Source organism: Aliikangiella aequoris (genome assembly GCF_053709105.1).
This window is the reverse complement of sequence record NZ_CM132298.1, coordinates 441,338-466,455: the sequence shown is the minus strand read 5'-3', so window position 1 is coordinate 466,455 and position 25,118 is coordinate 441,338. Positions and strand designations below refer to the sequence as shown.

Genomic DNA, 25,118 nt, shown 5'->3' with positions numbered 1-25,118 from the left:
TATTTTAGGCCATATAATTGGCAAACCAATCAAATATAACTGACAAATTTGCTTAGAAATTACAATAATCTAACCCACTCAAGTATAGATTAAATTGATTTAAATTGCTGAAATCACATCAATTAAATCAATATTTTATTATTAATTGATGTTTTCGCTGGTCAATTATCGGCCTAACCCCGTATAATACGCGCGCCCAAAATCTTCGATTAGGTCGACACCTTAAATCAGTGATAATTGGGTAAAGAAAACATTTTGACGCTAGAACGTTCATGCGCCTTAACGCAGCAATAGACCAGTTATTTTTAGGTTAAATTAAGCAAGTGTAAGGCTTTTAAACTATATTGAACGTTCACAAATTCAACTTTTTACCGCTGAAAATTCTATGATCAAAATAAAACGAGGCTTGGATCTTCCAATTAGTGGAAGTCCAAAACAAGAAATTCATGACGGGCCAGCTGTTTCAGAGGTTGCATTATTAGGTGAAGATTACCTAGGGATGAAGCCAACGATGAAAGTTCGCGTTGACGATAAAGTTAAATGCGGAGATCCACTCTTTCTCGACAAGAAAAACGATGGCGTAATTTATACCGCACCCGCTAGTGGCACGGTCAAAGCGATAAACCGAGGCGCAAAGCGCAAACTACTATCAGTTGTTATTGAAGTAGAAGGCGACGAAAGCGTAGAGTTTAATCGTTATGATGCGGCTCAACTACCGCAGCTTAAGCGCGAACAAGTCGTTGAAAACCTAGTAAACTCTGGGATGTGGCCGAGTATTAGAACTCGCCCATTTAGCAAGGTTCCTGCAATAGACGCAGCACCTGCCGCTATTTTTGTAAGCGTTTTAGATACTAACCCGCTTGCCGCAGACCCAATGATTGTCATACAGGGTCAAATGGAGGCGTTTAATCATGGCTTAACGATTCTCAAGCATCTAACTGAAGGCGAGTTATTTGTCGCTTATGACAATACCAAGTCGCATGATTTAGCCCAAAACCCTATCGCAAACTATCAAGCGTTTAGCGGCGTTCATCCTGCAGGAAATGTTGGTACCCATATTCACTTTTTAAAGCCCGTAAACGAAAAGCGAAGTGTATGGCATGTTGGTTACCAAGACGTTATTGCTATCGGTAAACTATTTACTAGCGGTCATTTGTATACCGATAGAGTTATTTCTTTGGCTGGTCCTTTAGTTAAAGCTCCTCGACTAATTAAAACTCGCTTAGGTGCTAATACTGACCATTTAGTCGCTGGACAAATCGCAGATGAAGACGAGCGTGTAATTTCAGGTTCAGTTTTTAACGGCCATATTGCGGTTCAACATCGCGCATATTTAGGTCGTTACAGCAATCAAATCAGCGTATTAGCAGAAGGTCGAGAAAAAGAGTTCTTTGGTTGGTTATTACTAGGTAAAGACAAATTTTCTGTCACTCGAGCCTTTAGTTCACATTTAAACTCAAGTAAAAAGTTTGATTTCACAACCACAACTGGTGGTAGTGAAAGAGCCATTATGCCAATTGGAACTTATGAGCAAGTCATGCCTTGGGACATTTTGCCAACACAGCTCATTAGAGCCTTAGTTGTTGGTGATACTGAGTCAGCACAACAACTCGGTTGCCTTGAGTTTGATGAAGAAGACTTAGCATTATGCACTTTTGCCTGCCCGGGTAAATATGAGTATGGGCCGATATTACGTGATGTTTTAACCACGATTGAGAAGGAAGGCTGATGAAAAAATTAAGAGAGTACATCGACCATCTTGAACCCCACTTTGAAAAAGGTGGCAAGTATGAGAAGTGGTATGCTTTATATGAAGCAGTCACTACTATCTTTTATACGCCAGGACATGTGACTAATAATGCGTCACACGTAAGAGACAACATTGATCTAAAGCGAATTATGATTTTCGTTTGGGCATGTACATTTCCTGCCATGTTTTGGGGTATGTATAACGTTGGCTTCCAAGCTGTAGAAGCTATGGGCAGCTCTAATGTGGTTGCTCTTGAGGGCTGGCGCGGCTGGATAATGAGTGCTTTTGGCATTCAATATACCCAAGACATATTTAACTCTATGTTTATTGGTGCGCTTTACTTCTTACCCATTTATGCTGTCACTTTTATTGTTGGTGGCTTTTGGGAAGTGCTATTCGCCTCTGTTCGTGGCCATGAGATTAACGAAGGCTTCTTCGTAACCTCTATATTGTTTGCACTTTGTTTGCCGCCAGATATTCCTCTATGGCAAGTGGCGTTAGGCATTAGCTTTGGTATTGTGGTTGCAAAAGAAGTTTTTGGCGGAACCGGTAAAAACTTCATGAACCCCGCACTAGCAGGCCGCGCATTTTTATTCTTTGCCTATCCGACAGACATGTCTGGTCAAGTATGGAACGTGGTTGATACTTATACGGGCGCTACTCCTTTAGCCGCTGCGGCAGCAGGTGACTTACAATACGCTATCAATGATCAATGGTGGGATGCTTTCTACGGTTTTATACCTGGCTCTATTGGTGAGGTTTCAACCCTAATGATCTTAATTGGCGGCGCTGCATTGGTGTACTTTAAAATTGCTTCGTGGCGAATTATTGTTGGCGTCATGTTAGGTATGGTTGCGACTTCTAGCTTATTAAACTTAGTTGATTCTTCCACTAACCCTATGTTTGCAATGCCTTGGTATTGGCATCTCGTTACTGGTGGCTTTGCTTTTGCAATGATGTTTATGGCCACAGATCCAGTTTCGGCATCACTTACTAACAAAGGTAAATTTTACTTCGGCGCTTTAATCGGCTTAATGTGCGTATTAATTCGTGTAGTAAACCCAGCATTCCCAGAGGGAATGATGCTTGCAATCCTGTTTGCGAACTTATTTGCACCGTTAATCGACCACTTCGTGGTGCAAGCAAACATTAAGCGGAGGGCTAAACGCTATGTCAGCTAATAATTCTTTTGTGCGAACTATCGTAGTCGCACTTGCTATTTGTTTAGCGTGTTCTATTTTGGTTTCAAGTACAGCGGTTGTTTTGAAAGAAAAACAACAAACCAATGCCAAATTAGATAAACAAAAAAATATTTTACGTGCTGCTAATTTATACCAAGAAGGTATGGATGTGGACGCAGCGTTTGCCAATATAGACAAACGTTTTGTTGACTTGGCAACTGGCAAATTTATCACAGTGGAAAACCCTGATAGTTTTAACCAGCGTAAAGCAGCTAAAGCCCCACAAACCAGCATTGATATTGAAAATGATATTGCCCAAATCGGCAGACGCTCAACGGTTGCAGCAGTATATCTAGTGCGAGAAGGTCAAGCGGTTAAAACTATTATTTTACCAGTTCATGCGAAAGGCTTATTTTCAACATTATATGGCTTTTTAGCGATTGCAGCTGATAAGCAGACTGTTGTTGGACTTAAGTTTTACGAGCATGGCGAAACGGCTGGTTTAGGGGGTGAAATTGAAAACCCCAAATGGCTAGCTAAATGGCCAGGCAAAACCGTACTTAACGAGCAACTTGAGCCAGTATTGCAATTAGTTAAAGGTGGCGCTACACAAAATACCGAAGTTGATGCTTTATCTGGTGCGACTTGGACCACCTCTGGGGTGCAAAACATGCTCAACTATTGGCTAAGTGAAAATGGCTTTGGCCCTTTTCTTTCTCGCTTAGACGTTAACAAGGGAGAAGCATAATGGCTATTGATATAAAAGAAATCAAAAGCGTATTAGTTAAACCAATTGCTGACAACAACCCAATCGCTTTACAAATATTGGGTGTTTGTAGCGCATTAGCGGTAACCAGTAAATTAGAAACAGCACTGGTAATGTGTTTAGCGCTGACCATAGTGACTGCGTTTTCTAACTTGCTGATTAGTACAATTCGCGCACAAATCCCGTCAAGTATTCGTATTATTGTACAAATGACAATTATTGCTTCGCTAGTAATTATGGTTGATCAAATTTTAAAAGCTTACGCTTTTGAAACGGCCAAACAAATGACAGTTTTTGTTGGGTTAATCATTACTAACTGTATTGTTATGGGTAGAGCAGAAGCTTACGCAATGAAAAACGGTCCAGTAATGAGCTTTTTTGATGGTATTGGTAATGGTCTAGGTTACTCAGTAATCTTAATTATTGTTGGTGCAACCCGCGAGCTATTTGGTAGTGGAAGTATCCTTGGCTTTAGCATTTTAAAGCCTATCGCTGATGGTGGTTGGTATCAACCAAACGGTTTATTACTATTGCCACCTAGTGCATTTTTCATCATCGGATTAATTATTTGGGCATTGCGTACTTGGAAGCCTGAGCAAGTAGAGGACGAAAAATAATGGAACAGTATATTAGTTTATTTGTCCGCGCTGTTTTTATTGAAAACCTCGCGCTAGCCTTCTTTTTAGGTATGTGTACTTTTTTAGCGGTATCTAAAAAAGTACAAACAGCTATGGGATTAGGCGTTGCGGTTATTGTGGTTCAAACAATCACTGTTCCAGTTAATAACTTACTTTACACCTACTTATTAGCAGATGGTGCACTTGCTTGGGCTGGTATGCCCGAAGTGGACTTAAGCTTTTTAGGTTTAATTGTTTATATCGGTGTAATCGCTGCAATCGTACAAATTTTAGAAATGTTTTTAGATAAATTTGTACCTGCTTTATATCAAGCGTTAGGGATCTTCTTACCGCTTATTACAGTTAACTGCGCTATTTTAGGCGGCACTTTGTTCATGGTACAAAACGATTATGACTTTACTGAGTCGGTTGTGTTTGGCGTTGGCGGTGGTGTTGGCTGGGCATTAGCAATTGTATTGCTAGCTGGTATTCGAGAAAAGATGAAATACAGCGACATTCCGCACGGTTTACGCGGACTGGGAATCACATTTATAACAGTTGGCTTAATGGCATTAGCGTTTATGTCATTTAGTGGCGTTCAGCTTTAACTCAAGGAAATTAAGACTATGGTAGAAACTATTATTGTTGGCGTTTCCATGTTCACTTTAGTGATTTTGGCGCTTGTGCTTATCATACTTGCAGCTAAAGCTAGCTTAGTGAGTAGTGGTGATGTAAAAATTAATATTAACGGTGATGAAGAAAAGTCATTAGTAACAAACGCCGGCGGCAAGCTATTAGGCGCTCTGGCAAATAATGGCATCTTTGTTTCATCGGCATGTGGCGGTGGCGGCACATGTGGCCAATGTGTGTGTAAAGTAAAGTCAGGAGGCGGTACTTTATTACCTACAGAAGAAAGTCATATTAACAAACGTGAAGCCCGTGAAGGTTATCGACTATCTTGCCAGGTTAATGTTAAACAAGACATGGAAATTGAATTACCAGAAGAAGTTTTTGGGGTTCAAAAGTGGGAATGTGAAGTTATTTCAAATGATAACGTAGCAACGTTTATCAAAGAACTGAAATTAAAACTCCCAGAAGGTGAAGAAGTCCCCTTTAGAGCCGGTGGTTTTATTCAAATTGAGTGCCCTCCTCATACCGTAAAATACAAAGATTTTGACGTTGATCCAGAGTACCACCCAGATTGGGATCACTTTAAAATTTGGGATGTTGTGTCTGAAGTTAAAGAACCTGTCACACGAGCCTATTCAATGGCAAACTACCCTGACGAAAAAGGGATGATAATGTTAAACGTGCGGATTGCTTCACCACCGCCCAGAAACATGAGTCTACCGGCAGGAAAAATGTCATCATACATATTTAATTTAAAAGCCGGTGACAAGGTAACAATTTCAGGTCCTTACGGAGAGTTTTTTGCTAAAGAAACCAAAAATGAAATGGTATTCATTGGTGGTGGTGCAGGTATGGCACCGATGCGCTCTCACTTATTCGACCAATTGAAACGCATTAAGACCGATCGTAAAATTTCGTTTTGGTATGGCGCTAGAAGTAAACGTGAAATGTTCTATGTAGAAGACTTTGACGGATTAGCAGCCGAAAATGAAAACTTTGAATGGCACGTCGCTCTTTCTGACCCAATGCCAGAAGACAACTGGGAAGGCTATACTGGTTTTATTCACAATGTACTTTATGAAAACTATTTAAAAGATCATGAAGCACCGGAAGACTGCGAATATTACATGTGTGGACCACCAATGATGAACGCTGCAGTTATCAAAATGCTAGAAGACTTAGGCGTCGAAAGAGAAAATATTTTCCTCGACGATTTCGGCGGATAGCTTTAAAAAGGCAGTTAATAACTGCCTTTTTTTTCAACTACTCTTTCTTTTATATCACTATTTAGTTAGATAAAAATCATGTTTAGAACAACCATTTTAAGTATCTTTATACTCATTTTAATTAGTGGCTGCGAGCAAAAGAGCAACTATTTAAAACTCAATGGCTCAACCATGGGCACTACTTACAGCATTACTTTTAAAGCCCCAACTAGCCAATTTAACAAAGCCAAATTACACCAAAAAGTTGAACAAGAGTTAAAGCTTATTAACCAATTAATGTCGACTTATATCGAAGACTCTGAACTGTCGTTATTTAATGCCGCACTCTCAACTCAATGTCAGCCTTTGTCTAATCAAACTCTATATGTGATTGAATCGGCGATTAAAGTCGCACAACAAACGCAAGGCAAGTTTGATGTTACTTTAGCTCCCTTAATTGAAATTTGGGGCTTCGACAAAAAACAAACTCATAACCAAGTGCCTGCTGAAAATGTTATTCAACAACTGTTGGGCGAGATCGGATTTCAAAAACTAAGCGTTGGCGAAGGTTGCGTCGCAAAGCAAAATCCGTCGCTGTCAGTTAATTTATCTGCTATAGCTAAAGGATATGGCGTCGACCGCATTGCTGAAATCATTGAGGCAGAAGCCATTGCTAATTACCTTGTTGAAATAGGTGGCGAAGTCGCTACTAAAGGCAAAAACCCTAAAGGGATTGATTGGCGCATTGCGATTGAATCGGCAAGCAGTGCCAAGCGCAGTATTCAACAGGTTGTTTCCACAAAAGGACTAGGTGTTGCCACTTCTGGCGATTATAGAAACTATTTTGAAAAAGACGGTAAACGCTATTCACACACTCTGGATCCAACCAGTGGCTACCCAATAACCCACAATTTAGCCTCAGTTACGGTGTTACATCCAAAAACCATGCTAGCAGATGCTTACGCAACCGCTATGATGGTGATGGGACCGCAACAAGCGCTAAAATTTGCCAATGAGCAACAACTCGCGGTTTTTATGTTAATAAAAGAAAATGGCGGATTTAAAGAAATTTATAATGAAGCCTTTGCACAACATCTATCCCAAGTTAACTAAGCCGACTTAGGAGAGTCATTATGAAGGTAGCTTTAGCCCAAATCGCCCCCGTTTGGCTGAACCGTGAAAAGACGCTTCACAAAGTAGTCGCCAGTATTCAACAAGCGGCTAGCCAAAAAGCCAAACTCATTGTGTTTGGCGAAGCTTTGGTCCCCGGTTATCCGTTCTGGATAGAGTTAACCAATGGGGCTAAGTTTAATGACCCAATACAAAAGAAGATCCACGCAGAGTATGCCAACCAAGCGGTGCAGCTGGAGCGCGGAGACTTAAGCGAAGTTTGTCTGGCAGCGGCTGAAGCGAGTATAGCAGTATATTTAGGCATTATAGAAAGACCGTCTGAACGCGGCGGACACAGCCTTTATTGTAGTATGGTTTACATTAACAACAATGGCGAAATAGCGTCTGTACACCGCAAACTGGTGCCTACCTATGAAGAGCGATTGAGTTGGTCTCCTGGCGATGGTCATGGATTAGTGACTCATAAACTAGAAGAGTTTACCCTTGGCGGGCTTAACTGTTGGGAAAACTGGATGCCTCTAACCCGCGCTGCATTATACGCCCAAGGTGAAGATTTACATGTTTCAATTTGGCCCGGCAGTCAACACAACACCTTTGACTTAATACCGGTAATTGCAAAAGAAGCCCGCGCTTACTCCCTAGCAGTATGCAGTATCATGCGCCCAGCCGACTGTGATTCGACACTGCCAGAACTAGCCGCATTAAGGGAAAGCGAAACGCCTTTTTTGGCCAATGGGGGAAGTTGTTTAGCCAATCCTGATGGCAGCTGGCTGATTGAGCCACAAGTCAATTGCGAAAATATTTTTTATGCACAGCTAGAACACGACTTTGTGCGTCGCGAACGCCAAAATTTCGACCCATCCGGTCACTATTCGCGCCCAGATGTCACCCAATTAACGGTTAACCGCGAGCGCCAAGCTGTGGTAAAATTCAAATAGTTATAGATTGAGAACTCAGCAATGCAATTATTTTTAATCACTTTTATTTTAATGCTCGCCGTCGTTGGTATTATGGCTATTGGCTATATTTTGCAGCGCAAACAAATTAAAGGCAGTTGTGGTGGCATAGCTTCTTTGGGCCTAGAAAAAGCCTGTGACTGTGACGAACCTTGTGATAAACGCAAAGAATTAATCCAGAAAATGCAGCAACAGCAACGTGAAGAGTCATTAATCGATATTAAAGTTATTGAGAACTCAAACTCTTAAAGCCGTTTAAGTTCTCAAAAATAAGCCTAAAATATAGGCTCTAATACAACTACTTTTCTGGTCTAGTTTGGCTCATTTGGCAAAAAGCATTTAATACGCTTTGGCGCGAAATCATTCCTACCAATACTTCTTTCTCAACCACAGGGTACATTCTTACCCCGTCTTTTAAAAATCGCTCAGCCACATCAGTAATATTTTCAGTTGGGTGAACAGACTTTAGCGTTTTAGACATACGATCTTCTACCAAATCTCCGTAATCTTGGTTGTAAACTGCACTTAACACCGTATGCAGACAATCTTTCTCAGATAAAAAGCCAATCACTCGCTTATGCTTGTCAACCACTGGTGCACCTGACAACCGATACTCCAATAAGGTTTGAGCAGCTTCCACAATATCTACATCCGGCTTTAACGTAATCATTGCCGAAGTCATGTAATCTTTCACTGTAACCGAATTAAGCATAGAGAGTCCTCTTTTTATCCATTGTTATATTCGCCAAACGCGCTTTAAACTAGCCTACCTATTTACTCATAATTATAGAAGATAAATTACAGATTATCTTTAACAACGCCAGCCAACTGCTCGGTATATGCGTCTACTCGTGCCCGATCAGTGCCCTCAACCATTACCCTGATTAACGGCTCCGTACCTGAAGCTCGTAACAATACGCGACCACTATCGCCAAGCTCGGCTTCTATTTGCTCAACGGCTGACTTAATTTTAGCGTTGGCTAAAGGCTCACATTTTTGGCTAATTCTTACATTAATCATTTTCATTGGGGCTTTTTGCATTCCTTGCTTTAGTTCTGCCAAAGATTTAGCTTCACTCGCCATTACCGCAAGAATTTGTAGCGCAGAAATAATACCATCGCCGGTGGTGTTTTTTTCTAAACATACAATATGCCCAGACGACTCTCCACCAAACTTCCAGTTATTTTGTTGTAGTAGCTCCATCACATAGCGATCACCGACATTGGCACGCAGGAAAGGTATATTATCGGCCTTTAGGGCTTGCTCTAAACCAAAGTTCGACATAAGAGTACCAACAACACCGCCGTCTAATACACCCCGCTTTTGTGCGTCTTTCGCGATAATATAAATTATCTCGTCGCCATCAACGACTTCACCATTATGATCGACCATCATAATACGATCGGCATCTCCGTCTAAAGCAATACCTAAATCTGCGCTTTCAGCTTTAACTAGCTTTGACAGTGCATGCAAATCTGTTGCCCCACACTCTCGGTTTATATTTAGCCCGTCTGGCTGATTAAATACCGGCAATACATCCGCGCCTAACTCTCGAAAAACTTTAGGAGCGATGGAATAGGCAGCGCCATTGGCACAATCGACTACAATTTTTAAGCCTTCTAAGGATAAATGAGTCGGTACGCTCGCTTTGCAAAATTCGATGTAGCGGCCAGCGGCAGTTTCAACTTTTTTTGCTTTGCCGAGCTTTTCTGCGGAAACGGTGGTCATTTCTTGATCCATCATCGCTTCTATTTCTAGTTCGACTTCGTCGGGAAGTTTTAAGCCCTCGGGAGAAAAGAATTTAATGCCATTGTCTAAATAAGAGTTATGCGATGCTGAAATAACAATACCGGCCGCAGCTCTGAAAGTGCGAGTTAAATAAGCAATACCAGGAGTAGGCATTGGTCCAAGAATTTGAACATTCATTCCAGCGGCAATAATGCCTGACTCAAGCGCTGACTCAAACATATAACCGGATATACGGGTGTCTTTACCAATGACAATTCTATCCCTTTTACTAGAGCCAAGTACTTTGCCCACTGCCCAGCCTAGCTTTAAAACAAATTCTGGGGTAATTGGGAACTCGCCAACTTTGCCTCGAATTCCGTCAGTTCCAAAATACTTTCGCTCAGCCATTTAACTCTCCTAGTTAATTTTTATTGTAAAGCGTGTTATCAGTTAATTAAGTACAGTTTAACAGTTGCTTAGCGCCTGATAAACTTTGATTATATCTCGCGTTTCAGCTACGTCATGAACGCGAATGATATTGGCACCATTTTGTAGCGCCACTAAAGCTACAGCCAAACTGGCTGCAGTCCTTTGTTCTAGGGGCTTACCAGTTATTTCACCTAACATGGATTTGCGCGACATTCCGACTAAAATAGGCAATTTAAACTGTTTAAAACTTTTTAACTCTCGCAGTAATTGAATGTTATGTGGCAAGCTTTTACCAAAGCCGAATCCAGGATCAATTGAAATTAACTCGCGTGCGATACCAGCCTTTTCACATGCTTTTAACCGCGACTCAAAAAACTGGCTAACTTCGCTAATAACATCATAATAGTTTGGGCTTAGTTGCATATTAGCTGGCTGACCCTGCATGTGCATTAAACAAACCGGTAATTGGGCTTGTGCTGCCGCATCTAAAGCTCCCGGCTGGCTCAAAGCACGTACGTCGTTTAACATATCTGCTCCAGCCTCAGCGGCAGCTAACATGACTTCAGGCTTACTCGTATCAACCGATACAGACACACCAAGTGATTTTATCGGCTTAATTAGCTTAATCACGCGAGCAAGCTCTTCTTCAACAGTTACTTCAGCCGCACCCGGCCGGGTTGATTCGCCTCCAATATCAATGATACTAGCACCCGCATTTACCATGTGCTGCGCATGGTTAAGCGCGCTCTGTGTGTCCAAATATTTAGCGCCATCTGAAAAAGAGTCTGGCGTTATATTTAAAATCCCCATCACTTGCGGAGTGGTGCTCTGATAAATCGCAGGCATCGCTGTATTACTTTGCATTGTTTGTAGTAGCCACTTTAAATCACATATAAACTAATTATGACAAATAACAACACAGATAAATAGTTTCAAATGCCTTAGTATTTGCCAGCAGCTTCGGCTTGAATAAGCTGCTAATCTGCGTAACAGTTGGTATACTCTTAGCAACTTTATTCAATATTCGAATGATTGACTATGCACGAAACCTCTTCAGAAAAAAATAATACGACACATTTTGGCTTTGCCGATGTTGCAGTAGAAGAAAAGCAGCAAAAAGTTGCCCAGGTATTTCACTCTGTGGCGCAAAAATACGATCTAATGAACGACCTTATGTCCGGTGGCATACATCGTTTATGGAAACGCTTCACGATTGAAATGAGTGGAGCAAGGCCGGGCCACAAAATTTTAGACTTAGCCGGCGGCACCGGTGACTTAGCCGCGCTGTTTTCTCCTAAGGTCGCACCTCAAGGGCAAGTCGTTTTAGCAGATATCAACGACTCAATGCTCAAGGTAGGTCGAGATCGATTAATAGATAAGGGGCTCGTTAACAATTTGCATTTTACCCAAGTCAACGCTGAAAGCTTACCCTTTGCTAGCAATACTTTCGACTGTATAACAATTGCATTTGGGCTGAGAAACGTCACCGATAAACAAAAAGCCCTCGCTTCAATGTTTCGCGTTCTAAAGCCCGGTGGACGCTTGCTCGTTTTAGAATTCTCAAAGCCAATATACCCATGGCTAAGCAAAGTCTACGACGAATACTCATTTAAGTTATTGCCTAAATTTGGCAAATGGGTTACCGGTGACGAAGATAGCTATCGCTATTTAGCAGAGTCCATCAGAATGCACCCAGATCAAGAAACTCTTAAACAAATGTTTACCGAAGTTGGGTTTGAAGACTGCGAATATCATAACTTAACCGGTGGAATAGTCGCACTTCATCGCGGCTTTAAATACTAGTAGGCAAGCCTTAAATGCTTTCAACATTTAACCAACCAAGCAGCAGACTAATAGAAACAGTTGCAAACCGCATTTTGCTGCTTGACCCTAATGCAGAACAATTGCTTGCCCCATTTCAGGATAAATTGATACACGTTTGCATCCAAGACTTAAATTTAAACTACTACTTCACTTTCCCCAATAAAAGCTTGGTTGTACAAACTCAATCAACCCGAGAGGCTTCAGTTGCAATAAAAGGCAAGTTAAGCGCCTTTATGGCCGCAGCAAGTGACGAAAACTCTAGCGACGCCATTTTTAAGGGAGAGCTTCACTTTAGTGGTGAAATTAATACGGCTCGTCAACTTCAAGACAACTTAAAACAGCTTAACATTGACTGGCACGAACCATTAGCTGAGCTATTTGGCGACGAAATAGGATTTATGGTTGCTAAGGGTATTTCCAAAGCGAGTGACTTTTTTAGAAACCTCATGCAGCAAACGGCAAAAGACATTCCAGAATACTTACAAGAAGAGCTTAAAGTCACCCTAACCCATTCTGAGTTAGAGCACTTTTATCAGTCGGTAGACCTCACTCGCAGCCAAGTCGATCGATTAGAAGCTAGAATACAGAGGATTATTCGTCAATGACCAATTTATTTACTTTGCGGCGAGCCTTTGTGATCAACCGTGTCTTGATCCGCCATGGTCTAGAGGAATTTTTAGCGCCAACCCCCTTGGCAAGATTAACTGGAGTGCTAAAGCTGTTTGCTCTCAGTAAAAATAAAAACAAACAGCTTAATCGCGGCCAGCGCCTAAACCAGGCACTGACAGAGCTAGGTCCTATTTTTATTAAGTTGGGGCAAATGCTTTCAACGCGTCGCGACTTACTTCCACCAGATATTGCGCAAGAGCTAGCCAAGCTGCAGGATAAAGTTACCCCCTTTGCGGGAGAAACGGCAAAAAAAATATTAGAAGCACAATTAGGTACTAGCATTACGCAACAATTTGCAAGTTTTGACAGCACCCCTTTGGCCTCTGCCTCGATAGCGCAAGTTCACCTTGCACAGCTAATAAGTGGCGAAAATGTGGTTGTTAAAATTATTCGTCCGGGAATTCTAAAACAAATAAAAGCCGATCTTAAGCTCTTACATTTGTTAGCTGCTTGGTTCGAAAAATATTCTCGTATTGGTAAACGAATTCACCCTAAAAAAATTATTAGTGATTACCAAACAACTCTTTTTAACGAGCTCGACCTTCAAGTTGAAGCAGCCAATACAAGTCAACTAAAGCATAATTTTGAAAACAGCGACTTACTCTATGTTCCTAAAGTTTACTGGAAGTTAAGCCGCCCAAAAGTAATGGTTCAAGAGCGAATTTATGGCGTACCCATAGGTAACACTCAAGCATTAATAGACGCCGATGTTGATATGCGTTTACTTGCACATCGGGGAGTCGAAATATTTTTTACCCAAGTTTTCAAACACAGTTATTTTCATGCCGACATGCACCCTGGAAATATATTTGTTGATATATCCAACCCTCAGTCACCTAAATATATTGCCATTGATTGCGGTATTATGGGCACTTTAAATGAGAAAGATAAACGTTATCTGGCGCAAAACTTTGTTGCTTTTTTTAACCGCGACTACCGCCAAATCGCATTACTGCACATTGATTCGGGCTGGGTTAACCCAAATGTCTCAGTGGAAGAATTTGAGTCTGCGATTCGTACGGCCTGTGAACCAATTTTTGGTAAGCCGTTGAACGAAATATCCTTTGGACACTTTTTAATTCAACTCTTTCAAACCGCTCGCCGTTTCGAAATGGAAGTCCAACCTCAGCTGGTACTGCTGCAAAAAACTTTACTTTATATTGAAGGCCTCGGTCGCCAGCTTTACCCCCAACTCGATCTGTGGGAAACAGCACAACCATTTTTAGATGACTGGTTAAAACAAACTTATGGGCCAAAAGCAGTGTTTAACAAAATAAAAGATAAAGCACCGCTTTGGTTAGAGCAGCTGCCCGATATGCCAGATAAATTTAATCGGTTTATTGAGCAAGTAGAACTTTCGCAAGCAAATCAAACACAATTAACTCAGCATTTAAAACAGCTGACTCTAGTGCAAAAAAAGAGCAACTTTAAGCTTCGCGCAGCTTTAGTCGGCTTAGCCGGCCTAATGCTTGCTTTATTCTTACCACCGCAATTAGCGCACATCGACTGGCTACCGCTGAGTTTAGTTGGCTTGTCATTATTAAGTTTTGTGGTATCTTTCACAGCCTAAAACAACCAAAGTTTAAGTTTACTGGAGATGATTATGAGCGACTGTTTATTCTGCAAAATCGATCAGGGTGAAATTCCTTCTGATATCATCTATCAGGACGAGAATGTGTTTGTTATCAAAGATATTGCACCTAAAGCAGAAACTCACTTATTAGTTATTCCTCACAAACACATTGCTTCACTTAACGATTTGTTACCAGAAGATAAGCAACTTATGGGCGAAATCATGTTACTGTTACCGCAAATAGCTAAAAATGCTGGTTTGGATCAGGGCTTTAGAACCATTATTAATACCGGAGCTGGCGGCGGACAAGAAATATTTCATATACATATCCACCTATTAGGTGGTGCTCATTTACCTTTTGGGTAACAATATTAACCAATTTAATAGATAACATAGAGAGTAGAAAATTATGGGACCGAGTTTGTGGCAACTATTGATTGTATTGGTCATTGTGATCTTACTTTTTGGAACCAAACGTTTAAAAAATATAGGGAGTGACCTTGGTGGCGCGCTTAAAGGTTTTAAGAAAGCCGTCAACGATGGTGATAAAGAAGCTAAAGATAACTTAGAACAAAAAGAAGCCAATGTTATTGAAGGCGAAGCAACAAAAGATAAAGAAAAAACTCAGTAAAATTAATTATTTAGCCTTAGGAAGTTACCTTTATTATGAGTTTTTTTGAGTTGGTTATTATCGGCATAATTGCCCTAATAGTGCTTGGCCCTGAGCGACTACCAAAAGCAGCCAGAACTGTGGGGCTGTGGATTGGCAAAGCCAAATACAGCTTTAATTCGATTAAAAATGAAATTGAAAGAGAGCTTCAGGTTCAAGAGCTGCAAGAAAAAATAAAACAACAAGAGCAAGCATTAAGTCATTTAGATAAAGACTTATTAGGCGATGACGTTGCTAACCTTACCCAAGATATCAATCAAATAGCCAATGATCTTGAAGCTTCGCCACAAGCTATAAAGGCTGAACAAAGCTCGAAAAACACAAACTCTCAAGCAGAAAAAAGTGACTTGTCAAAAGCTCAAAAAGAGCCGCCTCAATGACCCAGAATAACCCCAAGCAGACAAATGCCAATGAAATGCCTTTACTTGCGCATTTATTAGAACTGCGTAATAGACTACTTCATTCGGTATTGGCCGTTTTAGTTATTTTTTTAGGCTTAATCTATTGGGCCAATGACATTTACTTGTTTTTATCAGCGCCGTTAAGAGAGCAGCTACCCGAAGCCTCAGCGATGATTGCTACGGACATTATTTCACCTTTTTTAACCCCCTTTAAAATGACCGCCATTTTGTCAGTATTTCTTGCAATGCCGTATATACTGCATCAGGTTTGGGCATTTATTTCACCCGGCTTATATCAACACGAAAAGCGCTTTGCCTACCCTCTGCTGTTTTCAAGCATCGTTTTATTTTATGCCGGTTTAGCCTTTGCTTATTATGTGGTTTTTCCGCTCGCTTGGACCTTCTTAACTAAAGCGGGCCCAGAGGGCGTTCAAGTATTGCCCGATATTAGCTCTTATTTAAGTATTGTTTTAAAAATGTTTTTTGCTTTTGGTGTCGCCTTTGAAATTCCGGTGGCAACAGTATTAATGATTTGGTCAGGGCTAACTACGGCTGAAAGCTTAAAAGAAAAACGTCCTTATGTCATAGTTGGCGTTTTTGTTGTCGGAATGTTGTTAACACCACCAGATGTAATATCACAGATTTTACTAGCAGTACCTATGTGGGTATTATTTGAATTAGGCATCATTTTTTCCGCTTTTGGAAAAAGCACCAAATCACAAAAAGATTAATAAGGTTTTGAAAATGAAAAAATTGTACTGGGTTTTCGCTTTAGCAATGCTTTCTAGCGTCATTAATGCACAAGAGCTTCAGTCATGTGCAGACATCAAAGACTCTAAAGCAAGGCTCGCGTGTTACGATAAAACCATTGAGAAGTCCAAGCAAGTCAACGAAGATAAAATTGGCTTGCCTAGCAAAAAGCCTGCCGAAGCCCTACCGAAAGAAATCAACACCCATATTGTTGGGCCGTTTAGAGGCTGGAAAAATGGCCAAGTATTAATCTTAGCCAATGGCCAGGAATGGAAAGTTGTTAGCCGAACATCAGGATATGTAAAACTAGATTCCCCAAAAATACAAATTACAGAAGGGGTATGGGGCAGCTTTGACATCAAAGTAGAAGGCTTTAATGTTCAAGGAAAAGTAAGGCGTATTAAATAATATGTGGTGGGAAGAAGCTTTTAGAGCAACTATTGAAGTCTTGCTTCTTCCGCCAAGCGCAAACTTCATTATTTTATGCCTTGCGCTCTTCACATTTAAACGTCGCCCTAAAACCGCAGGCCTGTTAGCAGGGTTGAGCTTATTAGTATTGTATATTTTGAGCCTACCGGTTATTGCCAGCAAACTAGCACTTTCTCAACAGCAAGGCGAGGTGCTTTCGCCAGCGTTATTTAAACAAATCACCGCGAAAAAAGCGCCCAATACAGCAATAGTTGTTATCAGCTCAGGCAAAATTAGGCGCGCACCTGAATATGGTGAAATAGATACGGTCAACCCAGAAAGCTTATCGCGACTGATGTTTGCAGCAGAAATAGTTAACAAAACTGATTTACCCATACTTTTAGCTGGCGGCGGCTACCCAAAAGATGCAACACCAGATTCAGTTCTCATGAACAATGTCATGCTAAAATATTTTTCAGTTGCACCTCGCTGGATCGAAACTCAAAGTCAAAACCTAAGCGAGCTGACGCAAAATACTGCTAAGCTTTTGTTAAATAATAATATTAATCAAATAGTATTGATCACCGGGCCATGGAAAATGCCTAGAACTTTACAGGCTTTTCAAAAAACAAAATTAAAGGTTATTACCGCACCTACTGGCCACTTCGTGACTGAGGATAGCATTAAAACTTCCGATTACTTTATTCCCAGCGCATCGGCGCTCCAACAAAGTACACAATTATTAACAGAAAAACTGGGGCTAGCCTCACTAAGTGATCAGTTTTAAAGCAATAGATGAGCAAAATGTGAGCTATTAAATACTTTAAATTTGTTGCCTCTAAATAAACCAGTTAAAATTGCCTTTTAAATAATATGATTAGAACCCTCAATGAACTCAGTTAAAGCAGCATTTATTGATTTAGCCATTTCTCGCCAAGCCTTAAAATTTGGTAGTTTTGAGCTAAAGTCAGGTAGAACCAGCCCGTATTTTTTTAATGCCGGTCACTTCGATCATGGCGCTGATCTCGCTTTATTAGGCGACAGCTATGCGCAAACTTTAACTGACTCAGAAGCCACATTTGATATGCTTTTTGGGCCAGCTTACAAAGGTATTCCGCTGGCAGCTGCTACCGCAATATCGTTGGCGCGTGAACATAACAAAAGCGTGCCTTTTTGCTTCAACAGAAAGGAAGCTAAGTCTCACGGAGAGGGTGGCAGTTTGGTTGGGGCACCTTTGCAAGGCAAGGTATTAATTGTTGACGATGTAATCACTGCCGGAACCGCAATTCGCGAATCAATCGATATTATAACCAACGCGGGCGCTACTCCTGCGGGCGTACTAATTGCACTAGACAGGCAAGAAAAAGGCGTTTCAGAACTATCTGCGATACAAGAAGTCGAAAAAGACTATAATATACCTGTTTATGCTATTATCAATTTAGGTGACTTACAAAACTACCTTTCTGATCACTCCGAGCTATCAAAATACTCGCAGGCTATAAAGGATTACCGCCAAGCTTACGGCGTAGAATAAAGGTTATTTAGTATTTATTTAATATTAAGATCGAGTAAGAATGAATGAAATTTATCAATAATCTAATTTTTATTACTTTACTGGCAATTGTGAGCCTGGCGATTAATGCCAAGCAGTTTTACCGCTTTAAAAATGAAGAAGGTAATCTTGTTGTTAAAGACCAGGTAAGTAAAGAAATGATTGAAAAAGGATATGATGTTATTTCAGACACCGGCAACTTGATTAGAAGAGTCGCACCAGGGAAAACATTAGCTGAAATTGAGCAAGATAAACTAAAAAAAATAGAAGAAAGAAAAGAAAAGTTAGCTTTTAAACGCAAAATTAAAAGCGATGCGGAGCTACTAAGACAATTTAGCTCCATCACCGACATTATTAGAAACCGAGATGCTCAATTATTAGCTATTGAGCAGCGAATTAAAATTCAAGGCAGTAAATCCGACTTACTTCGCTTGCAGCTTGAAGATCAACAGCGTCAAGCCGCTACTCACGAGCGCTTAGGTCAAAAGATACCCAAATTATTACAGCAAGACATTATCGAAACACGGCGCCAAATAGAAAACAATGACAATAGCTCTGTTACCTTAGAAGAAGAAAAAGTTGATGTGGCCGCTAGATATCAAAGAGATATTATTCGCTACAAGGAATTAGAGTCTCTTAGAATGACACTAAAGAAAGATAAGCCAAGCAATGATGGCAGTAGCGCAGTGCTCTATGATTGTAACAACCGTGATGAGTGCGATCGCGCATGGCAGTTGGCACAAATTTATGCAAAAGATAATGCTAGCGGCCAAATTGAAATTATTACCAACGCGTTAATTGTGACTAGCACACCGCTAGAAGATAATGATATTTCCCTTTCTTTTTCAAAGATCCCAACACCCAATAATAAAGATCAAATTGTGTTCGAAATCACCTGTAAAGACTCTGAAGTAGGTGCTGAATTTTGCAAGAGCGAAGTTGTCAAAAATATACGCATGAACTATTTAAAATTAGTTAAGCAAAGAGTCGAAAACTAAAGACTCTTTGCTTATTAGGCTATAAACCTGATTAACTAGAAAGCCCTTTATGCAGCAGCTTCCATTGAAATTCCCAGCCCATAATGGGGTCATTTTTGAAGCTAGATCGTACAAATTGCTGTAGTCTACCTTCAACCAAAGAACTGATTAACTTAGCTTCTGCTGCTGAATCAACGGTTGACATGCCTTGTTTAATCGCATTATCGCGTATCACTTGTTTTATTTGTAATTCAAATTTTTCGAAAAACTGAGAAACTCTCGCTTTTAACCTTTCGGTTTCGCCAAGTAAAACCTCTCCAGTAAGTAATCTAGAAATACCGGCATTTTTTTGTGCGAAGTTAAGCAATAACGAGCTAATTAAATAACACTTTTCATTAGCAGAATGTGCACCTTGCAATATTTGATTAATTCTGGAAAAAATACTTTCTTCAGCAAAGTCGAGTAATGATTCGTACATTCTCGCCTTACTTGGAAAGTGTCTGTACAAAGCCGCTTCAGAGACACCAACTTGCTTTGCCAGTCTTGCAGTTGTAATTCGATCACTTAAATCAGACTCAAGCATATGGGCCAAGCTTTGTAGAATATCTTGTTTTCTATTTGTTTTCTTTTCCACCGAAAGGATCCCCTAAAAGTCCAAATTAAGGCTGCTATCAACCATCATCATTTGTTGCTTAAATATTTTTTTGATGCGCGCGATGATTTCTTGGCTTTCACCTTCAAAGCGAATAACTAAATTAGGCGTTGTATTCGACGCTCTTACCAATCCCCAACCGTCGGCATACTCAACTCTAACTCCATCAATATCAATCATTGTGCCTTCGCCAAACGCACCTTGCTTACTGAGTTTTTTAACAAAATCAAACTTTTTAGCATCATCAATAGCGACGTTTATTTCTGGCGTAGCTTCACTATTAGGTAGCGCCTTAAACACCTCAACTGACTTGCGAGTATCAGCAGAAAGCACTTCTAATAGCCGTGACGCAGCGTATAAAGCATCATCAAAGCCATACCAGCGCTCTTTGAAAAATATATGACCACTGCATTCGCCAGCGAGCAATGCACCAGTTTCACGCATTTTTGCTTTAATCAGAGAGTGACCTGTTTTCCACATGATAGGGTGGCCGCCATTAGCAGAAATAACTTTGGCTAAATGCTTGCTGCATTTAACGTCAAAAATAATATCTGCTCCTGGGTTACGGGATAATACATCCATCGAGTACAACATCATTTGGCGATCAGGCCATATAATATTACCGTCTGAATCGATAACACCTAAACGGTCACCGTCGCCATCAAACGCGAGCCCAATATCCGCTTTTTCAGATTTAACTAAATCGATTAGTTCTTGTAGATTTTCAGGCTTACTGGGATCAGGGTGGTGATTAGGGAAGTTACCGTCAACTTTGCAGTATAACCCTATCACTTCACACCCTAATGCCTGCAATAATTGAGGCGCGATTCTACCTGCCACGCCATTACCACAATCAACGGCAACTTTTAATGGCTGTGCCAATGCAACATCGCCAGTAACCTGCCCAATATAGTCTTGAGTTACCGAGGTGGTTTCACAAGTTCCTTTACCTTTAACAAAATTACCACTTTCTATTCGCTTTCTTAAACCTTGAATTTCATCACCGGACAAGGTGTGTCCAGCAATCACAATTTTAAGCCCGTTATAATCTTTTGGGTTATGGCTACCAGTCAAAACCACACCGCTGCTAGCGTCTAAATAGTTAGTAGCAAAATACATTAATGGCGTTGGCACTTCACCAATCTCTATCACATCGCGTCCACTCTCCATCAAGCCTCGCTTAAGAGCCTCAAGTAAACTAGGGCCTGACAAACGACCATCTCTGGCTACGATGATACGCTGTTCGCCACGCTCAAATGCTTCGCTACCAATCGCTCTACCAATATCTGCAACAATAGCTTCATTTAAAGTTTCTCCAACAATTCCTCGAATGTCATACTCTCTAAAAATAGTCGCCGAGATTTCACTGGTATGCGGTAATGCTTTAACGTCTAACCCATCGTCGCTGCTTGAGCTGAGCGCTTCAATTAAAGAGCTGCTCTCTTTAATGGGTTCTTCGGTTTGTTCTTTTTTACTTTTTTCGTTGCTGCTATTACTTTGATTAAAATTAAACCCTTCGCGGCTTAAAGTTTTGCTCATATCTTGGAAGATCTGTAAGTTAAATTCTTCAGTCGCCAGTAGTTTGTTTTCTTGTTTACTATCGAGCAACCACTTCATTAAGGCTGACGCGTCGCTCCGCACCATAAGATGAAGCTTATTTAGCCCTAAAAACCCACCAACACCAACGAGGCTTAAAACTAAAATCAGCCCACCAAAAAATAACATTAATTCGACTTCGGAATTGAACTCAGCGGGATTTTCAGGCCAAAATGCAATTCTCCACGGAGTTTCATTGACACTTGCAATTCCTAGCGGCTCACCAACCTTATACTGAGGATCACCTAGTGACTTTATAACCGTATTCTTATTCGCAAAATTCTGCAAAAACTCATAATATCCGGGCACTAGTCTCGAGTTTGGCAGCGCTTTTTCAAAAATCTCAAAGTCAATTCCTATTAATGCCACTTTATTTGTGCCGCTAATGCTCATCACAACAGCGATATGACGACTTGAGCTGTTGGGGTTTATTGCTTCAGATACAACTTGATGATCTTGTTTTACCCTACGGATTAAGTCTAAAGTTACATTGGTAATTACAGGTACCGAGTTAGTATCAACGTTGTGAGTTTCGCTATCTAAAATACGAACTCCTACTACATGGTTTAACTGCGTTTGCAGGCGTTTCTCTAAAACACTAACGCTTTGTTCACTCGATAAGCGTAAATTACTTTGTACTTCAGGATCTTTTAAGATCGATTGAGCCGAGTCTTTAATACTATTGACCTTACTCAACACCAATTCCATATAAGCACTCATAGTGACATTGACAAAGGTACGATTACGCCCTTCAGCAGGCTGCACTACAACCAAATAATATTGCACTATAGCAACAAATATTACGGTCAATACGCACAGAGCCAAATAAGGCAATGCATGTGAAAGTAATGTTTTTACCGGTCTTTTAGGTCGCTTTTTGAGTTTTTGTTTTTCTTTGTCTTTGGTAATTTTCAATTCTTATTCTCCAACTCCGAATGATAAGCTGTAACTTACTTCGCCCTAATTACTAATTCGCTTACTAATTTCATCTACAATGCTGTGAGCCAGCACTTCTTTTGCTGCAATAGTTAAGCGCTTTTCTTCTTCTCCTTTAAATAGCAATAACAGCTCGTTATTATCGCTATTAAACCCTACATCTGTGTTACTTATATTATTTGCACAAATCATATCGAGCTTTTTGTTATTCAGTTTGCCTAAAGCAAAGGTTTTTAAATTTTGACTTTCTGCCGCAAAACCAACGACAAAGGGGCGGTTTTCAGTGTTAGACACCCAAGCTAATATATCAGGGTTTCGTTTTAATTTGAGGATCATTTCATCCTCATTTTTCTTTATTTTTTGTGTGCAAACTTCAACCGGCGAATAATCTGCGACAGCGGCACAACCAATAAAAACGTCAGTCCCTAACAGGTTATCTTGTACTGCTTGCAACATTTCCATCGCACTAGTGACTTTAATTACATTAACATTAGCAGGTATCGCAAGATTGACAGGGCCAGAAACTAAGCATACCTTAGCGCCAGCTGCCGCTGCAGCCTTAGCTAGAGCGTATCCCATTTTCCCGGAGCTATGATTAGAAATAAAGCGCACCGGATCAATCGCTTCAACCGTTGGGCCTGCAGTTAGTAAGACACTTTTTCCTGCTAAACTGCCTTTAGCAGCATATATTGTCGCCAAACGCTGTGCAATATCAAGCGGCTCTAACATACGCCCTAACCCAATATCACCACAGGCTTGCGCTCCCTCACCTGGCCCTAAAATATGATGCCCATTATGTTCAAGTTGCTGCATATTGGCTTGAGTTTGTGGGTTGGACCACATTTGTTGGTTCATAGCTGGCGCAATAAATAGCGGTGCGCTACTCGCCAAAACAATAGTCGTAAGCAAGTTATCAGCTTTTCCATGAGCAAGCTTTGCCAAAGTATTCGCAGTAGCTGGCGCAATGAGTATGGCATCGGCCCAACGAGCAAGCTCAATATGTCCCATAGCAGCTTCCATGTCGGGATCAAAAGCGGCTTGATTAACAGGATTTCCAGACACCGCCTGCAAGGTCATTGGGGTAATAAACTCAGCCGCGGCATCGGTCATTACCACTCTCACGTCAAAGTCACGCTCGACTAATCGGCGCACCAGATCAGCACATTTGTAGGCGGCAATTCCACCGCAAATACCTAATAAAAGTTTAGTTTTATGATTCGAGTTAGGTGACAAGTTATTTTCCTTGAACATGACTTATCTGGATAATCGTTAAAGAATAGTGGTCGTTAGTTGAAACTGAACACTTACTAACTTGAATCATAGCAAACCTTTTGAGTCATTTCTCACTCTTTTTATCAGAACTATCCTACAGACATTAACCAACCCACAAGCCAAAATACCAAGCTCTACTTCTAGCAAACGCAACGGAGCTGCAATGTCAAGATTGTCAAACTGGCCTGCTACTGAACGCCCCCGAGAAAAGCTGCTTAATCAAGGCGCTAATACCCTGTCTGACTCAGAGCTACTCGCAATATTTTTAAGAACCGGAATTCCAGGGAAAAACGTAATAGAGCTAGCCCGGGATATTTTGGTGCATTTTGGAAGCATAAAAAAAATGTTTTCTGCCGACATTAATAGCTTTTGCCAGTTAAAGGGCCTCGGCGAAGCTAAATATGTTCAGTTGCAAGCCTGTCTTGAGATGAGCCAACGCTTTTTAGCGGAAGAGCTCGCCCTAGGAAATGCAATATCAAACCCGCAACAGGTCAAATCGTTTATTCAAACTCAGTTAGTAAGAGAGAAAAATGAAGTGTTTGCCGGGCTTTTTTTAGACAACCAACATCGCGTGATCCACTATGAAGCTTTATTCTTTGGTACCATTAACGCCGCCTCGGTACACCCCCGAGTACTCGTTCAAAAAGCGTTAAAGTACAATGCCGCAGCAATGATTATAGCTCACAACCATCCCTCAGGCGTGGCCGAGGCAAGCTTATCTGATATTGATATAACGCAAACCATCAAATCGGCTTTGGAGCTGATTGATGTACGCTTACTCGACCATTTAATTGTCGCCGGCCACCAAGTCGTATCTTTAGCCGAACAAGGCAAAATGGGCTAGAAGCATAGGAATTTTTAGCGTAACCGATAAAACGACCACTAATTGGTAATTTTATGAGCAAAAAGTTGTATTATTGGGCTGTATTTGGTATAAAGTGCGCCCTTTCCGCGGCAGGAAGGTTAAAAGGTAATAATTACCATGACGAAATGCCGCAATGTTTAGAATTTTAAGAGGCTAATACCATGTCACGAGTATGTCAGGTTACAGGCAAGAGACCAGTAACAGGAAACAACGTATCACATGCGAAAAACCGCACTCGTCGCCGTTTTTTGCCAAACCTTCACAGCCACCGTTTTTGGGTAGAAAGTGAAAACCGTTTTGTAAAACTTCGCGTTTCTGCGAAAGGTATGCGCATCATTGATAAGAAAGGCATTGATGCTGTATTAACAACCATGCGCCAACGTGGCGAAAAAGTATAATAGGAGCTGATCATGCGTGATAAAATTAAATTAGTTTCATCTGCTGGTACAGGTCACTTCTATACTACAGACAAAAACAAAAAGAACACTCCTCACAAGCTTGAGTTTAAAAAGTACGATCCAGTTGTACGCAAGCACGTGATGTACAAGGAAGCTAAAATCAAATAAATTTGATTTTACAC

General features: G+C 40.8%; 29 protein-coding genes. 23 read left to right on the top strand and 6 right to left on the bottom strand.

Annotated features, from left to right (window positions below; all coding sequences use genetic code 11):
- Positions 1–385 precede the first annotated feature (385 nt).
- From ACUR5C_RS02135 to nqrM, 9 genes are all read left to right on the top strand, one after another.
- Entirely contained in the window at positions 386–1,729 is a 1,344-nt protein-coding gene (locus tag ACUR5C_RS02135) for a Na(+)-translocating NADH-quinone reductase subunit A (RefSeq protein ID WP_454466703.1), read from the top strand.
- The gene (locus ACUR5C_RS02130; RefSeq protein WP_454466702.1) at positions 1,729–2,931 is read left to right on the top strand and encodes an NADH:ubiquinone reductase (Na(+)-transporting) subunit B; all 1,203 of its coding nucleotides are present in this window, start codon (positions 1,729–1,731) and stop codon (positions 2,929–2,931) included. The genes ACUR5C_RS02135 and ACUR5C_RS02130 overlap by 1 nt, the downstream gene beginning before the upstream one ends.
- Complete coding sequence (locus ACUR5C_RS02125; RefSeq protein WP_454466701.1) at positions 2,921–3,679, top strand: Na(+)-translocating NADH-quinone reductase subunit C; 759 nt, start codon at positions 2,921–2,923, stop codon at positions 3,677–3,679. The genes ACUR5C_RS02130 and ACUR5C_RS02125 overlap by 11 nt, the downstream gene beginning before the upstream one ends.
- Entirely contained in the window at positions 3,679–4,314 is a 636-nt protein-coding gene (locus ACUR5C_RS02120) for an NADH:ubiquinone reductase (Na(+)-transporting) subunit D (RefSeq protein WP_454466700.1), read from the top strand. The genes ACUR5C_RS02125 and ACUR5C_RS02120 overlap by 1 nt, the downstream gene beginning before the upstream one ends.
- Positions 4,314–4,922: an NADH:ubiquinone reductase (Na(+)-transporting) subunit E gene (gene nqrE / locus ACUR5C_RS02115; RefSeq protein ID WP_454466699.1), complete on the top strand. Its 609-nt coding sequence runs from the start codon at positions 4,314–4,316 to the stop codon at positions 4,920–4,922. The genes ACUR5C_RS02120 and nqrE overlap by 1 nt, the downstream gene beginning before the upstream one ends.
- An 18-nt stretch (positions 4,923–4,940) precedes the next feature.
- On the top strand, positions 4,941–6,170 hold the full coding sequence (gene nqrF / locus ACUR5C_RS02110; RefSeq protein WP_454466697.1) for an NADH:ubiquinone reductase (Na(+)-transporting) subunit F: 1,230 nt from the start codon (positions 4,941–4,943) through the stop codon (positions 6,168–6,170).
- A gap of 78 nt (positions 6,171–6,248) precedes the next feature.
- Entirely contained in the window at positions 6,249–7,262 is a 1,014-nt protein-coding gene (locus ACUR5C_RS02105) for an FAD:protein FMN transferase (RefSeq protein ID WP_454466696.1), read from the top strand.
- Between the two features lie 20 nt (positions 7,263–7,282).
- Positions 7,283–8,218 carry a carbon-nitrogen hydrolase family protein gene (locus ACUR5C_RS02100; RefSeq protein ID WP_454466695.1) on the top strand — a complete coding sequence of 312 codons (936 nt, stop codon included), beginning with the start codon at positions 7,283–7,285 and terminating at the stop codon, positions 8,216–8,218.
- Between the two features lie 21 nt (positions 8,219–8,239).
- Entirely contained in the window at positions 8,240–8,485 is a 246-nt protein-coding gene (gene nqrM / locus ACUR5C_RS02095) for a (Na+)-NQR maturation NqrM (RefSeq protein ID WP_454466694.1), read from the top strand.
- Between the two features lie 49 nt (positions 8,486–8,534).
- Here nqrM and ACUR5C_RS02090 read toward each other — a convergent pair whose 3' ends face one another.
- The 3 genes from ACUR5C_RS02090 to folP form a co-directional block, all read right to left on the bottom strand.
- Positions 8,535–8,948 (bottom strand): CBS domain-containing protein, encoded by a 414-nt coding sequence (locus ACUR5C_RS02090; RefSeq protein ID WP_454466693.1) that lies wholly within the window; start codon positions 8,946–8,948, stop codon positions 8,535–8,537.
- Between the two features lie 86 nt (positions 8,949–9,034).
- On the bottom strand, positions 9,035–10,372 hold the full coding sequence (gene glmM / locus ACUR5C_RS02085) for a phosphoglucosamine mutase (RefSeq protein ID WP_454466692.1): 1,338 nt from the start codon (positions 10,370–10,372) through the stop codon (positions 9,035–9,037).
- 57 nt (positions 10,373–10,429) lie between these two features.
- The gene (folP, locus tag ACUR5C_RS02080; protein ID WP_454466691.1) at positions 10,430–11,257 is read right to left on the bottom strand and encodes a dihydropteroate synthase; all 828 of its coding nucleotides are present in this window, start codon (positions 11,255–11,257) and stop codon (positions 10,430–10,432) included.
- A gap of 174 nt (positions 11,258–11,431) precedes the next feature.
- On the opposite strand from folP, the gene ubiE reads away from it, so the two are divergent.
- The 11 genes from ubiE to ACUR5C_RS02025 all read left to right on the top strand — a co-directional run bounded on the left by ubiE (position 11,432) and on the right by ACUR5C_RS02025 (position 19,238).
- Positions 11,432–12,196, top strand: a complete 765-nt coding sequence (gene ubiE / locus ACUR5C_RS02075) for a bifunctional demethylmenaquinone methyltransferase/2-methoxy-6-polyprenyl-1,4-benzoquinol methylase UbiE (RefSeq protein WP_454466690.1) — start codon at positions 11,432–11,434, stop codon at positions 12,194–12,196.
- Between the two features lie 14 nt (positions 12,197–12,210).
- Entirely contained in the window at positions 12,211–12,822 is a 612-nt protein-coding gene (locus ACUR5C_RS02070) for a ubiquinone biosynthesis accessory factor UbiJ (RefSeq protein WP_454466689.1), read from the top strand.
- Entirely contained in the window at positions 12,819–14,456 is a 1,638-nt protein-coding gene (ubiB, locus tag ACUR5C_RS02065; RefSeq protein ID WP_454466688.1) for a ubiquinone biosynthesis regulatory protein kinase UbiB, read from the top strand. The genes ACUR5C_RS02070 and ubiB overlap by 4 nt, the downstream gene beginning before the upstream one ends.
- Positions 14,457–14,489: 33 nt before the next feature.
- Positions 14,490–14,825: a histidine triad nucleotide-binding protein gene (locus ACUR5C_RS02060; protein ID WP_454466687.1), complete on the top strand. Its 336-nt coding sequence runs from the start codon at positions 14,490–14,492 to the stop codon at positions 14,823–14,825.
- 43 nt (positions 14,826–14,868) lie between these two features.
- The gene (gene tatA / locus ACUR5C_RS02055) at positions 14,869–15,090 is read left to right on the top strand and encodes a Sec-independent protein translocase subunit TatA (RefSeq protein ID WP_454466686.1); all 222 of its coding nucleotides are present in this window, start codon (positions 14,869–14,871) and stop codon (positions 15,088–15,090) included.
- A 35-nt stretch (positions 15,091–15,125) separates the two neighbouring features.
- Complete coding sequence (gene tatB, locus ACUR5C_RS02050; RefSeq protein WP_454466685.1) at positions 15,126–15,509, top strand: Sec-independent protein translocase protein TatB; 384 nt, start codon at positions 15,126–15,128, stop codon at positions 15,507–15,509.
- Complete coding sequence (tatC, locus tag ACUR5C_RS02045; RefSeq protein ID WP_454466684.1) at positions 15,506–16,261, top strand: twin-arginine translocase subunit TatC; 756 nt, start codon at positions 15,506–15,508, stop codon at positions 16,259–16,261. The genes tatB and tatC overlap by 4 nt, the downstream gene beginning before the upstream one ends.
- A 13-nt stretch (positions 16,262–16,274) precedes the next feature.
- Complete coding sequence (locus ACUR5C_RS02040; RefSeq protein ID WP_454466683.1) at positions 16,275–16,688, top strand: hypothetical protein; 414 nt, start codon at positions 16,275–16,277, stop codon at positions 16,686–16,688.
- A gap of 1 nt (position 16,689) precedes the next feature.
- Positions 16,690–17,475 carry a YdcF family protein gene (locus tag ACUR5C_RS02035; protein ID WP_454466682.1) on the top strand — a complete coding sequence of 262 codons (786 nt, stop codon included), beginning with the start codon at positions 16,690–16,692 and terminating at the stop codon, positions 17,473–17,475.
- A gap of 102 nt (positions 17,476–17,577) precedes the next feature.
- On the top strand, positions 17,578–18,222 hold the full coding sequence (pyrE, locus tag ACUR5C_RS02030) for an orotate phosphoribosyltransferase (protein WP_454466681.1): 645 nt from the start codon (positions 17,578–17,580) through the stop codon (positions 18,220–18,222).
- A gap of 44 nt (positions 18,223–18,266) precedes the next feature.
- Positions 18,267–19,238 carry a hypothetical protein gene (locus ACUR5C_RS02025; RefSeq protein WP_454466680.1) on the top strand — a complete coding sequence of 324 codons (972 nt, stop codon included), beginning with the start codon at positions 18,267–18,269 and terminating at the stop codon, positions 19,236–19,238.
- A 31-nt stretch (positions 19,239–19,269) separates the two neighbouring features.
- Here ACUR5C_RS02025 and slmA read toward each other — a convergent pair whose 3' ends face one another.
- From slmA to coaBC, 3 genes are read right to left on the bottom strand one after another with little or no spacing between them, the layout of a single operon-like run.
- Positions 19,270–19,851: a nucleoid occlusion factor SlmA gene (slmA, locus tag ACUR5C_RS02020; protein WP_454466679.1), complete on the bottom strand. Its 582-nt coding sequence runs from the start codon at positions 19,849–19,851 to the stop codon at positions 19,270–19,272.
- Between the two features lie 12 nt (positions 19,852–19,863).
- The gene (locus tag ACUR5C_RS02015) at positions 19,864–22,380 is read right to left on the bottom strand and encodes a phosphomannomutase/phosphoglucomutase (protein ID WP_454466678.1); all 2,517 of its coding nucleotides are present in this window, start codon (positions 22,378–22,380) and stop codon (positions 19,864–19,866) included.
- A gap of 45 nt (positions 22,381–22,425) precedes the next feature.
- Positions 22,426–23,634: a bifunctional phosphopantothenoylcysteine decarboxylase/phosphopantothenate--cysteine ligase CoaBC gene (gene coaBC / locus ACUR5C_RS02010; RefSeq protein ID WP_454466677.1), complete on the bottom strand. Its 1,209-nt coding sequence runs from the start codon at positions 23,632–23,634 to the stop codon at positions 22,426–22,428.
- 202 nt (positions 23,635–23,836) lie between these two features.
- Between coaBC and radC the strand changes: the two genes are divergently transcribed.
- The 3 genes from radC (at position 23,837) to rpmG (ending at position 25,104) form a co-directional block, all read left to right on the top strand.
- Positions 23,837–24,517, top strand: coding sequence for a RadC family protein (gene radC, locus ACUR5C_RS02005; protein WP_454466676.1), 681 nt, complete (start codon positions 23,837–23,839; stop codon positions 24,515–24,517).
- A gap of 182 nt (positions 24,518–24,699) precedes the next feature.
- Positions 24,700–24,936, top strand: coding sequence for a 50S ribosomal protein L28 (rpmB, locus tag ACUR5C_RS02000; RefSeq protein ID WP_454466675.1), 237 nt, complete (start codon positions 24,700–24,702; stop codon positions 24,934–24,936).
- Between the two features lie 12 nt (positions 24,937–24,948).
- Positions 24,949–25,104 (top strand): 50S ribosomal protein L33, encoded by a 156-nt coding sequence (gene rpmG / locus ACUR5C_RS01995; RefSeq protein WP_142892448.1) that lies wholly within the window; start codon positions 24,949–24,951, stop codon positions 25,102–25,104.
- Positions 25,105–25,118 lie beyond the last annotated feature (14 nt).